This is a genomic window from Actinopolyspora sabaoui (assembly GCF_051225635.1).
Taxonomy (GTDB): Bacteria; Actinomycetota; Actinomycetes; order Mycobacteriales; family Pseudonocardiaceae; genus Actinopolyspora.
Genome location: NZ_JBMIHH010000015.1, coordinates 104839 through 117133 on the forward strand (window position 1 = coordinate 104839; position 12295 = coordinate 117133).

Sequence of the window (12295 nt, forward strand, 5' to 3'; positions counted from 1 at the left end):
ACCGGGGAACCGGGAGTCACGCGGGACATCACTCCCGCTCGGAAAGGGTCACCTCGACCCCACCGACGAAATCCGCCGCCACGTTGTAGATGAACCCGGCAACAGTGGCCAGTGCGGTGAACAGCACGATGTTGATCGCGCCGATCATCGAGGCCACCGCGAACACCCGCACCGGACTGATCAACGGCTCGCTCAACGAGTTCTCGGGCTGGGTCAGCTCACTGAACGTCCCGTTGAGCTGCTCCCAGACCCCCATACCGCCGAGCACCCCGTACAACACCGCCACGGCGATCAACCACACGAAGAACAGCGTGACGCTGAGCATGAGCGCCAGCTTGAGCACCGACCACGGATCAACCCGCCTGATCTGCAGGCTCGCCCGTCGGGGACCACGACTCGGCCGACGCGGCGCACCCTGGGTGGCCGCCCCACCGCGAGCCCCGCCTCCCATGCCCAGCGAGATCCCCGCACGAGCCGACTCCGCGGTGGACCCGTCACCGGCGGACTCCCCGGCTGTCTGGGAACCAGCGGACTGGGAACCCGCGGCTTGGGAGGCCGAACCCGCCGGATGCGGAATCCGGTGCGTTTCCTCCTCCTCGTAGCCCGTCCCCGAGTCCGAATCACGCTGCCCGTCCGAGTCGTCCGAAACCTCCGTGGTGCCCGAGGAGGTGTCCGCCGAGGCGGTGGAAGTACTCATCGAGCCACCCACTCGCTGCCAGGGGGGAGTGGCCCCGGAACCGTCGACCTCACTCCGGGAGCCCTTCGCGCCACCGGCCGAACCAGACGAATCCCCACCGCCGTCGGCAGCGTCCGTGGACATCCCCTCGGAAACCGAGGTGGTCGCCTCCGCCGTCGTAGTGGTCGAGGTCGTTTCCTGCTCGCCGGTTGAACGAGACTCCGATTCCTGCGGCTTGTCCGAAGATGTCACGAGCGATCCTTCACTGATCGTCGGCTGCCTACCACGCGGGGTACCCCGCGCCTACTTCCGTTGCTCCGGGCCGGCTGCGTCCGGATCGGCGGCTTCATCCGCGTTGCGCGCGATGGCCACCAGCGAGTTCCCCTCACCCAGATCCATCAGGCGCACCCCCTTCGTCTGCCTACCGGCCTTGCGCACCTCCTTGGCGGTGGTGCGAATGACCCCGCCCGTGGAGGTGATCGCGTAGAGCTCATCCTCCAGTTCGGCGATGAGCGCTGCCACTAGCCTGCCACGTTTCCGGTCGTGCTGAATGGTCAACACGCCCTTACCGCCGCGTCCCTGCACCGGGTACTCGTCGATGGGCGTGCGTTTGGCGTACCCGCCCTGGGTCGCGACCAGCACGTAACGGTCCTCGTGGCAGACGCCCATGGCCAACAGCTCGTCCCCGGAGTTGAACCGCATCCCCAGCACACCGGAGGTGGCACGCCCCATCGGACGCAGCACCTCGTCGCTGGCGTTGAAACGGATGGACTGCCCCTCGGCCGAGACCAGCAGCAGGTCGTCCTCCGGCGAGCAGAGCACCGCACCCACCAGCTCGTCACCGTCCTTGAGGTTGACGCCGATCAGCCCACCGGAGCGGTTGGAGTCGAAATCGGTGAGTTTGGACTTCTTGACCAGCCCGTTCTTGGTGGCCAACACCAGGTACGGAGCGACGGTGTAGTCCTTGATCTGCATCACCTGGGCGATGTGCTCGTCCGGCTGGAACGCGAGCAGGTTCGCCACGTGCTGCCCGCGGGCGGTGCGGTTGGCCTCGGGCAGCTCGTACGCCTTGGCACGGTAGACCCGCCCCTTGTTGGTGAAGAACAGGATCCAGTCGTGCGTGGAGCACACGAAGAAGTGCGAGACGATGTCGTCCTGCTTCAACGCGGCGCCCTGCACACCCTTGCCGCCCCGCTTCTGGGCCCGGTAGAGATCGGTCCGGGTCCGCTTGGCGTAACCGGTCCGGGTGATGGTCACCACCACGTCCTCGTCCGCGATGAGGTCCTCCATGGAAACCTCACCCTCGTACGGGACGATCCGGGTGCGCCGCTCCTCGCCGTGCTTGTGCACGATCTCCATCAGCTCGTCGCGCACGATCAGGCGCTGCCGCTCCGGCTTGGCCAGGATGTCGTTGAGATCGGCGATCTGCGCCTCGATCTCGGACAGCTCGTCCAGCAGCTTCTGCCGTTCCAGCGCGGCCAGCTTGCGCAGCTGCATGTCCAGGATCGCGGTGGCCTGTTCCTCGTCGATGCCGAGCAGCTCGATCAGCCCGGAACGGGCGTCGTCCACGGTCGACGAGTTGCGGATCAGGTCGATGACCGCGTCCAGCTGGTCCAACGCCAGCGTCAGCCCGCGCAGGATGTGGGCACGCCGTTCGGCGCGCTGCAGGCGGTGCTTGGTACGCCGCACGATCACGTCGATCTGGTGCCGCACGTAGTAGCGGATCACCTGGTCCAGCCGCAGCGTGCGGGGCACGCCGTCGACCAGCGCCAGCATGTTGACACCGAAGGTGGTCTGCAGCTGGGTGTGCTTGTAGAGGTTGTTGAGCACGACCTTGGGGATCGCGTCCCGCTTGAGCGTGATCACGATGCGCATCCCGCGCCGACTGTTGGACTCGTCGGCGATGTCGGTGATCCCCGAGATCTTGCCCTCACGATGCATCGTGGCGATGTTCTCGATCAGGTTGTCCGGGTTGACCTGGTACGGGAGCTCGGTGACCACCAGCGAGGTGCGCCCCTTGGCGTCCTCCTCCACGTCGACCACCGCACGCATCCGGAGCGAGCCGCGGCCCGTGCGGTAGGCGTCGGCGATCGCGTTGGTGCCCATGATCATCGCGTGGGTCGGGAAGTCCGGCCCCTTGATGCGCTCGATCATGGCCTCGAGCAGCTCGTCGTCCTCGGCCTCGGGGTTGTCCAGCGCCCAGACCACGCCGTCGGCGACCTCGCGCAGGTTGTGCGGCGGGATGTTGGTCGCCATCCCCACCGCGATACCGCCACCGCCGTTGACCAGCAGGTTGGGAATGCGCGAGGGCAGGACGTCCGGTTCCTGCGTGCGGCCGTCGTAGTTGTCCGAGAACTCGACGGTGTCCTCGTCGATCTCGGCCAGCATGCTCATCGCCAGCGGCGCCAGCCGGGATTCGGTGTTGTGACTGACGAACCCGTTGGTGACGAAGGAATGGTCGTCACTGTCCACGCGGAGGCTGTAGACCGGCTGGGCCCCGGCATCGGTGACAGATTCGACCTCGGCGTAGTAGAACCTGCCGTCCACCAGGGGTTCGACGACCTCGAGAACCTCGGGGTTGGTGATCCGGCTCGTAATCTCGGCCCGGTCCGCTTCCCAGCGCTCGATGCGGTCGACATTGTGCCGCCGCAGCCAGTCGCGCTCCGTCCAGCGTTCGGCGCCGTGTTCCCTGATGTAGTCGGCGACGAACGGAACGTGGTCGTGACTCATGGCCGTGCTTCGTGCGGGGATATCATCGAGAATCCCGACCAGCTTTCGTTGCTTGGCGTCGTGGAACCCGACACGGGAGGCGAACAGTCGAGCGTCGCGGCGATTGGTGACGACGACCTTGAACTCACCCGAGGCGTACTCGGAGATCTTGGATACGACCCCGAACTCGAGCAGCAGTTGCTGAACCTCCCCCGCCAGCCGACGGCTGTAGGTGGAGTAGGAGATCTGCACCGAATTTCGCGGCAGCGCGGAGCACGAACCGTCACCGGTGAACAGCCCGACAAGGAAGGCCCGCTTGGTTTCACTGCCCTCGCGCCACACGAACTCCGGGACCGTCTTGTCCGCGCTCCGATCCCCGATGAGCTCAGCGAGGACGCTCTTCCGGAACTTCGACATGTCCTGGATGTCGAGCTCGTGAAGTGTGTTGCCGGAAGCGATCCGCCGGGAGGAGACGTATCTCGGACCACCGACCACCGCGTCGTACAACTCGACCACGTAGCGGAAGAAGTCCTCATCCAGGTTGTTGAAACCGGCCCGACCCGGCGAGACGAATCCCTCGCTCACGAAGGCTCCGGCCAGCAGCGCCCGCTCCTGTACCCCGGACAACGGCTCGCCCTGCGAAGGCTCGCTACGCTGCATGACGACGTGGTCGCCGGGACCGATCTCCTCCAGCAGCTTCCACAGCAGGGTCGGAACGCCGAGCACCTTCGTCAGGCACAGCACCGGATGGTTGTGCGTCCCGATCAGCTCATAGCCGCCCTTGGTGCGCAGCCTGAGGGTCGGGTGCTCACCCGAGTGGAAGAGCTTCTCGGCGCGAACCGGATCACCGGAGCGCCCGAGAACCTTGAGATCGATGTCGTTGTCGCTGTTCGACCGCGCGTCCGGCACGATGTCGCCGATGCGCACCGACGAACCGTCGGCCAGTTTCACCAGGGTGTCACCGGTTACGCAGTAGCGCATCGCGGCGGCCGGATCGTTGCCGGGCGAGCCGAAGTTGCCCTGCCCGTCGATGAGCACGTTGCGCATCGACCACGGCTGGGCCATCCGTACCAGGGTGTCGTAGATCGCCGAGTCGCCGTGCGGGTGGTAGTTACCCATCACGTCGCCGACCACGCGCGAGCACTTCACGTAGGAACGGTCTGGGCGGAACCCGGAGTCGTACATCGCGTACAGCACCCTGCGGTGCACCGGTTTGAGCCCGTCGCGCACGTCGGGCAGCGCCCGCGCCACGATGACGCTCATGGCGTAGTCGATGTAGGAGTTCTGCATCTCCTGCTGGAGATCGACCGGTTCGACTCGGCCACCCTCCGGGGGCAAGGTCTCGGTCATACCGTCCTTCTCTTCGCTGGGTTGGCGGTCGCGGTTCGCCCGGTGGCCCCGTCACTTGCGCGGCCACGGCCACGCCGGGCGATCTCGCGGGGTCGTGGGGGTCGGCGCGGGCGCCGATCAGACGTCGAGCAGTCGGACGCCCTTGGCGTTGCGGGTGATGAAGGAGCGGCGCGCTTCCACGTCCTCGCCCATCAGCACGCTGAACAGCTCGTCGGCCGTGGCGGCGTCGTCCAGGCTGACCTGCATCAGCACGCGGTTGTCGGGATCCATGGTGGTTTCCCAGAGTTCGGGGGCGTTCATCTCGCCGAGCCCCTTGTACCGCTGGATGCCCTCCTCCTTGGGGAGCTTGCGCCCCTCCTGGGCGCCCTGCTGCAGCACCGCGTCGCGCTCGCGGTCACTGTAGACGTACTGCGGCTGCGAGCGCGGCCACTTGATCTTGTAGAGCGGCGGGCTGGCCAGGTAGACGTGCCCGTTCTCGATCAGCGGCCGCATGAACCGGAACAGCAGTGTGAGCAGCAGCGTGCGGATGTGCTGCCCGTCCACGTCGGCGTCGGCCATCAGCACGATCTTGCTGTAGCGCAGCTTGGACAGGTCGAACTCGTCGTGGATGCCCGTGCCCAGCGCGGTGATGATCGACTGGACCTCGTTGTTCTTGAGGACCTTGTCGATCCGCGACTTCTCCACGTTGATGATCTTGCCCCGGATGGGCAGGATCGCCTGGTAGCGGGACTCCCGGCCCTCCTTGGCCGAGCCACCCGCCGAGTCGCCCTCGACGATGTAGAGCTCGCACTCGTCGGGGTTGTTGGACTGGCAGTCCTTGAGCTTGCCCGGCAGCCCGCCGATGTCCATCGCCGACTTGCGCCGCACCAGGTCCTTTGCCTTGCGGGCGGCGACCCTGGCCTGCGCGGATGAGACCGCCTTGTTGATGATGTTCTTGGCGTCGGCGGGGTTGCGCTCGAACCAGTCGTTGAGCCACTCGAAGGCGGTGGTCTGCACGAAGGACTTGACCTCGGTGTTGCCCAGCTTGGTCTTGGTCTGCCCCTCGAACTGCGGCTCGGAGACCTTGACCGAGATGATCGCCGCGAGCCCCTCGCGGACGTCGTCGCCGGTCAGGCTGCCGTCCTTGTCCTTGAGGAGCTTCTTCTCCTTGGCGTAGGAGTTGACGACCCTGGTCAGCGCAGCGCGGAAGCCCTCCTCGTGGGTACCGCCCTCGTGGGTGTTGATCGTGTTGGCGAAGGTGTAGACCGACTGGTTGAACCCCTCGTTCCACTGCATCGCGATCTCGACCTCGTGCCCCTCACCGGCGGCGCTGAAGCTCACGATCTTCTTGTGGATGGGGTCCTTGGTGTGGTTGATGTGCGCGACGAAGTCCTCCAGGCCGCCCGGGTAGTGGAACACCCGTTCGGCGGCGCGGGCGGACTCGCCGGAGGCGTCCTCGCCCGAGCTGTCCTCGGCGGCGGCGCGCTCGTCCCGCAGCACGATGCGGAGCCCCTTGTTGAGGAAGGCCATCTCCTGCAGCCGCCTGGCGATGGTCTCGGCGTCGAACCGGGTGGTCTCGAAGATGTCCGGATCGGCCCAGAAGGTGATGCTGGTGCCGGTCTCACCGGTATGCTCGCCCCGTTCCGGGGAGGACACCGGTTTGGAGTCCTCGTAGCGCTGCCGCCACACGTGGCCGTCGCGGTGCACCTCGGCCTCGAGCCCGGTGGACAGCGCGTTGACGACCGAGACGCCGACGCCGTGCAGCCCGCCGGAGACCGCGTAGCTGTCGCCGCCGAACTTGCCGCCCGCGTGCAGCATGGTCAGCACGACTTCCAGCGTGGGCTTCTTCTCGATCGGGTGCTCGTCCACCGGGATACCGCGGCCGTCGTCGGTTACGCGGACGCCGCCGTCGGCGAGCAGTGTGACGGTGACCTCGCTGGCATGACCTGCCATCGCCTCGTCCACCGAGTTGTCCACAACCTCCTGCACAAGATGGTGCAGGCCGCGCTCACCGGTCGAGCCGATGTACATGCCGGGACGCTTGCGGACTGCCTCAAGGCCCTCGAGAACGGTGATGGATGAAGCGCTGTATTCGTTCTTCTTCGCTGTCACGGGCCTCGGAGTCTCCTAGAGCCGAATCGCTTGAGTCTGCGGCCCGCACGGCGGGATCGGCGAAGCCGCCCCGCGGGCCGGGGCCGGTACGACCCCACCACCGCCCGGTACTGGAACGTCACGACACCGACGAACGAACCGGACCCACCGCCATTCTACTGGTCGGCCCCGTCAGAAAGACGCCAAGGACGCCCCTGACTTGCTCACAGAGCCACCAAAACGGATCAGGACACCTTTAAAGGGCGGCGAACACGACATTGGGATTCTGACTTGTACCGTGCCGCCCGGTGCAACCCGGGTGCCCGAACCGCACGAACCTCACCTGAAAGCGGGACGCCCCCCGGTTCCGCCCGAACGTCCGGGCACACCTCGCCACCCCGCGAAGGGCTCACCCGTAGGTGTCGCGCGGGCCCCTCCCTGAGATGTGGCGGGGCCCGTGCCGCCAGCTGGGGGCCGCCGGCCCCGCCACCTTGATCCGCCGTACCACCCGACTGCCGAGGCCGTCCGCGATCCGCTGCACGAGCTGGCGCTGCAACAACCGCAACTCGGTGGCCCACGCGGTGGACTCCGCCCGCAACGTGAGCACTCCCTCGCTGAGCTCGACCGGTTCGCTGTGCGCCGCGATCTCCTCCCCCACGAGTTCCGCCCAGCGCCCGAACAACTGGCCACCGGTCAACCGCTCGGACCATCCCCTGGAGTCGACGACTCGCCGTAGCAGCCGTCCCAGCTCCTGCGGATCCCGGTCGTCGGCGTCGGGACCCGACCAACCACGGCTGCGCCGAGTGCGGCCGGTCGGGCGTCCGACCCGCCCACGGGGGCGTGCCTTGGACTTCTCGCGCGCCGCCTGCAACGCCGCCCGAGCCAGGTCCGAGCCCGAGGTCCGTTCACTCGCGACCCCAACCGGTTCGGGGCCAGTGGCCCGCTGATCGGCAGATGTGGTGTCGCGGGAACTCGACCCACCCTCCGAGTTGTCCACACTGTCCACAGTTCGATCCCCAACCGTGGCCCCGTGCTCCGAGTCAGTGCCGCCGGGTGAACCCGCGGCGGCTGGTGCGGGCCATCGGGACGCGAACAACGCGTCGCGCTCGACCGCCGAGCGGGGTCGTCCTCCGGACTCATTCGGCACGCCGCACCTCCCCCTCGCGCACGTCGAACCGAACCCCCGACAGCTCGGTGGGAACGTCCTCGGCCACGGCCGCGGTCACCAGCACCTGTTCCGCCCCGGCCACCGACCGGGCCAACCGGGCGCGGCGCCGCGCGTCCAGCTCCGCGAAGACGTCGTCCAGGATCAGCACGGGTTCGGCACCATCCTCGGACAGTAGGTGATACGAGGCCAGTCGCAACGCGAGCGCGAACGACCAGGACTCGCCGTGACTGGCATACCCCTTGGCCGGGGCCTGCCCCAGCATCAGCTCCAGGTCGTCGCGGTGCGGCCCCGACAGCGACACACCGCGCTCCAGCTCCTGCTGCCTGGACTCGCCGAGCTGCGTCAGCAGCGCGGACTCGATCGTGACGGGATCGGCCCGCGTGCCCCCCGGAGTGCCGTACTCCTCGGGCAGTCCCGGCACGCTGCTGCGGTAGGCAGGCTCCGCCACGCGGGAGGCGGGCCCCTCCGCGGGCGGCGGCCCGTCCGCGGCGACCTCGGTATAGCAACGCCTGACGTGCGGAATCAGGTCAGCGACCAGGTCCAACCTGCCCGCCAGCAGATCGGCACCGTACTTGGCCAGGTGGCCGTCCCAGACCTCGAGGGTGCGCAGGTCGCTCGGGTCGGCGCTCCGCGCCGCGCCCGCCGACTTCAGCAGTGCACTGCGCTGCTTGAGCACCTTCTCGTAGTCGGCACGCACCCCCGCGTAACGTGGCGATCGGGCCACCAGCAGTTCGTCCAGGAAGTCCCGCCGCTGACCGGGATCGCCCCGCACCAGCGTCAGGTCCTCGGGGGCGAACAGCACGGTTCGCAGGATGCCGAGGACGTCGCGCGGTTTCGTGGCCGAGCCGCGATTGATCCGCGCCCGGTTGGCCCGCCCCGGGGCGATCTCCAGTTCGACGAGCAGCTCCCTGTCCTGGTTGACCACGGCCGCACGCACCACAGCGCGCTGCGCACCGTGCCTGATCAGCGGGGCGTCGTTGGGCACGCGGTGCGAACCGAGGGTGGCCACGTAGCCGACCGCCTCGACCAGGTTCGTCTTGCCCTGACCGTTGGCGCCGACCAGTGCCGTCGGCCCGGCGTCCAACGGAAGGTCCACGTGCTGCCAGGACCGGAAGTCGGTGAGTTGCAGGTGGCGTACGTACACGACGGTCCTAGGGGCGAGGAGGCACGAACCGGGCGTTGAACTCGGTGACCGTCAGCGCGGCCACCGCCTGCGGCTCACTCCCCGTCGCTGGATTGCACCGCGTGACCGCCGAACTGGTTGCGCAGCGCGGCCACCGCCTTCATGGCGGGCGAGTCGTCCTGCCGGGAAGCGAACCTGGCGAACAGCGCGGCGGTGATCGCCGGGGTGGGAACCGCGTGGTTGATGGATTCCTCCACAGTCCAGCGGCCCTCGCCGGAGTCGGTGACATAGCCCTGCAACTGTTCCAGTTCCGGATCCTGCTCCATGGCGCGGACCAGCAGGTCCAGCAGCCAGGAACGCACCACGGTGCCGTGGCTCCACGCCTTGATCGTGCCCGCGACATCGGTGACCAGGTCCGACGCGGCGAGCAGCTCGAAGCCCTCGGCGTAGGCCTGCATCAGGCCGTACTCGATGCCGTTGTGCACCATCTTGGCGTAGTGGCCCGCGCCGACCGGGCCCGCGTGCGCGAAGCCCTTGGCCCGCTCGCCGGCAGGACGCAGCGTGTCGAAGATCGGCATGGCACGTTGCACGTCGGCGATCTCACCACCCGCCATCAGGCCGTAACCGTTCTCGGCCCCCCAGACTCCGCCGGAAACGCCGACGTCGACGTAGGAGATTCCCGACTCGGCCAGCAACGCCGCGTTGTCCCGGTCGTCGGTGTAGCGCGAGTTGCCGCCCTCGATCACGAGGTCGCCCGCGTCGAGCAGTCCGGCGAGTTCCCGAATGGTGCTGCTGGTCGGTTCGCCGTGCGGAACCATGACCCACACGGTGCGCGGCGCGGTGAGCTCGGCCACCATGGCGGTGATCGAGGACGCGTCGGCGACCTGCTGGTCACGGTCGTAGCCCACGACCTCGTGGCCGTCCGCGCGCAGTCGCTCGCGCATGTTGTAGCCCATCTTGCCGAGACCGACCAGACCCAGTTGCACCGAAACTCCCTTTCACACACTTCGCCGGCCCCACCTCGGCGGATCCCACACGGGGGCGGGGCGCGGCAACGTCGTCGCAGCCGACGTCGCACCGCGTTGGGCAGCGTGAACGTGCTGCGTTTTCAGCCCGGCATCCGAACCGGCATGAGCAGGTACAAATACCCGGGAAGCACCTCCCCGTCCTCACCGGCCGGTTTGATCACGGCGGGACGGCTGGATGTCGTGAACAGCATGCGGGCCCGGTCCGCCTTGAGCGCGGACAGCCCGTCCTGCAGATAACTCGGGTTGAAGGCGATGGTCAGCGGCTCGCCCTCGAACTCCACCGGGAGTTCCTCCTCGGCGCTGCCCTCGTCGTCACCGCCCGCGGTCAGGCGCAGCGCGTTCTCGGAGAACTCCAGTCGTACCTGGGTGCCGCGCTCGGCGACCAGCGAAACACGCTTGATCGCGTCGGCGAGCGTTCCGACGTCGACCACGGCGGAGGTGGCGTACTCGTCCGGCAGCAGCTTGCGGTAGGGCGGGAACTCGGCGTCCAGCAGCCTGGTCGTGCTGCGGCGGGTGGTTCCGGACAGACCGAGCAACCCGTCGGAGGAGGCCAGCGACAGTTCCACGGTGGTGCCCGCGCCACCCAGTGTCTTGGCCGACTCGGACAGGGTGCGTGCGGGAACCAGCACCTCGGTGTCCTCGACCGATTCGGTGGGCTGCCAGGTGAGCTCGCGCATCGCGAGCCGGAACCGGTCGGTGGCCACGAGGGTGAGCTGATCGTTGTTGATCTCGATCCGCACGCCGGTGAGCATGGGCAGCGTCTCGTCCTTGCCCGCGGCCACGGCGACCTGGGCCACCGCCGAGCTGAAGGAGTCGCCCTGCACCGAGCCCGCGAGCTCGGGCATCCGCGGCAGTTGTGGATAGTCCTCCACAGGCATGGTGGGGAGGCTGAAGCGAGAGCTGCCGCAGGTGATGCTCACCCGGGAACCGTCGACGGTGATCTCGACGGGGCGCTGCGGCAACGCCTTGGTGATGTCGGCGAGCAGCCTGCCGGATACCAGCGTCCTGCCACCGGTCTCGACCTCGGCGTCCACCCCGACCTGCGCCGAGACCTCGTAGTCGAAACCGGAGATGGTCAGCTTGCCCTCGTCGGCGTCCAGCAGCATCCCTCCCAGCACTGGTACCGGCGGGCGTGAGGGCAGGCTACGAGCGACCCAGGCGACAGCATCGGCGAGACCGTCACGTTCCAGACGGATCTTCATGAGTGTCCTTTCGGTTCCGGTTCCACGACGTCTCGGTCGTGGAGAGCCTGGTCGAACGGGATGCGGGTGTGCTGTGCACCGCGAACCGAAGCGGGTACGGCGAATCGTGCTTCGAGCCCCCACCCAGCGCGGCGAAACCGCGGCGGCTCTTGAGCCCGATGGGTCTCCCACGGTAGAGCGTGCGCTCTGCGCCCGTGACGTGGGTCCGGGGTTTCACAGCTCGTCGAGTCCGCGGTCTCCGAAAAGTTGATCTTGGCTTGCGCTCTTACTTCGTTTCCCTTGTCTTTAAGAGAAAAACCAAACAACGCAGGCGTAGTAGGGGCTGTGGACATTGGGGACAACCCGGTTTTTCGCTGCTGAGCGGCACTACCCCGCTGTGGATAATCTTGTGGGCAACTTGGGGATGAACAAGCGGCACTGTGGATCAATTTGTCCACAAGCCGAGTTGTCCACAGTTGCGAGGTGTTGATCCACAGTCGATCCCCAAGATTTTCGCAGGTTGTCCCCAGTGCTTGTGGATATGCCTTGATCGCTCGATCAGGTTGTGGATAAATCTGTGGACATCTTGTGGGCAACTTGGGGGGTAGTTGTGGGCAGGTCCCCTGTTGTTGTGTACAGCTTGTGGGGCGATTGGGCCCTGCTCCAGCTCATCCTTGGGGATGGCGAAAGCTGTGCACAACCCCACTTCCGAGTGACTTTCAAGGGGGTTCAGATGTGGAAATTCACATTTGTGTGATCTTTGTGCGTCGCGGGCACGCAACGTGATCAAGGTTGTGCACACGCCCGTTTCGCGTGGTTGGTCGGATTCGCCGGAAGAGGGGGCGGGCGGCGTCAATTTCCCGGGCGGTCTCAGGGGGTGGTTGCAACACCGAGTGCTTGGGCTAGTGCTTGGGAGGGTGTCATCCAGTTCAGTGTGTGGCGGGGGCGGGTGTTGAGTTGGGTGGCGATGTGGTCGAGGTCGGTTTGGGT

General features: G+C 67.1%; 7 protein-coding genes and 1 pseudogene. All 8 read right to left on the minus strand.

Annotated elements, in window-relative coordinates; translation table 11 throughout:
* Window positions 1-28 precede the first annotated feature (28 nt).
* Window positions 29-928, minus strand: coding sequence for a DUF3566 domain-containing protein (locus ACOQFL_RS22195; protein WP_435546141.1), 900 nt, complete (start codon window positions 926-928; stop codon window positions 29-31).
* Between the two features lie 51 nt (window positions 929-979).
* Window positions 980-4735, minus strand: a complete 3756-nt coding sequence (gyrA, locus tag ACOQFL_RS22200) for an intein-containing DNA gyrase subunit A (RefSeq protein WP_435546142.1) — start codon at window positions 4733-4735, stop codon at window positions 980-982.
* 117 nt (window positions 4736-4852) lie between these two features.
* On the minus strand, window positions 4853-6826 hold the full coding sequence (gene gyrB / locus ACOQFL_RS22205; RefSeq protein ID WP_435546143.1) for a DNA topoisomerase (ATP-hydrolyzing) subunit B: 1974 nt from the start codon (window positions 6824-6826) through the stop codon (window positions 4853-4855).
* 388 nt (window positions 6827-7214) lie between these two features.
* On the minus strand, window positions 7215-7802 hold the full coding sequence (locus ACOQFL_RS22210; protein ID WP_435546144.1) for a DciA family protein: 588 nt from the start codon (window positions 7800-7802) through the stop codon (window positions 7215-7217).
* A 139-nt stretch (window positions 7803-7941) separates the two neighbouring features.
* Window positions 7942-9117: a DNA replication/repair protein RecF gene (gene recF / locus ACOQFL_RS22215; RefSeq protein WP_435546145.1), complete on the minus strand. Its 1176-nt coding sequence runs from the start codon at window positions 9115-9117 to the stop codon at window positions 7942-7944.
* A 74-nt stretch (window positions 9118-9191) separates the two neighbouring features.
* On the minus strand, window positions 9192-10082 hold the full coding sequence (gnd, locus tag ACOQFL_RS22220) for a phosphogluconate dehydrogenase (NAD(+)-dependent, decarboxylating) (protein WP_435546146.1): 891 nt from the start codon (window positions 10080-10082) through the stop codon (window positions 9192-9194).
* Window positions 10083-10204: 122 nt separating this feature from the next.
* Window positions 10205-11326 carry a DNA polymerase III subunit beta gene (gene dnaN / locus ACOQFL_RS22225; RefSeq protein ID WP_435546147.1) on the minus strand — a complete coding sequence of 374 codons (1122 nt, stop codon included), beginning with the start codon at window positions 11324-11326 and terminating at the stop codon, window positions 10205-10207.
* An 849-nt stretch (window positions 11327-12175) separates the two neighbouring features.
* Window positions 12176-12295: pseudogene (locus ACOQFL_RS22230) on the minus strand (IS30 family transposase); the annotation flags it as partial.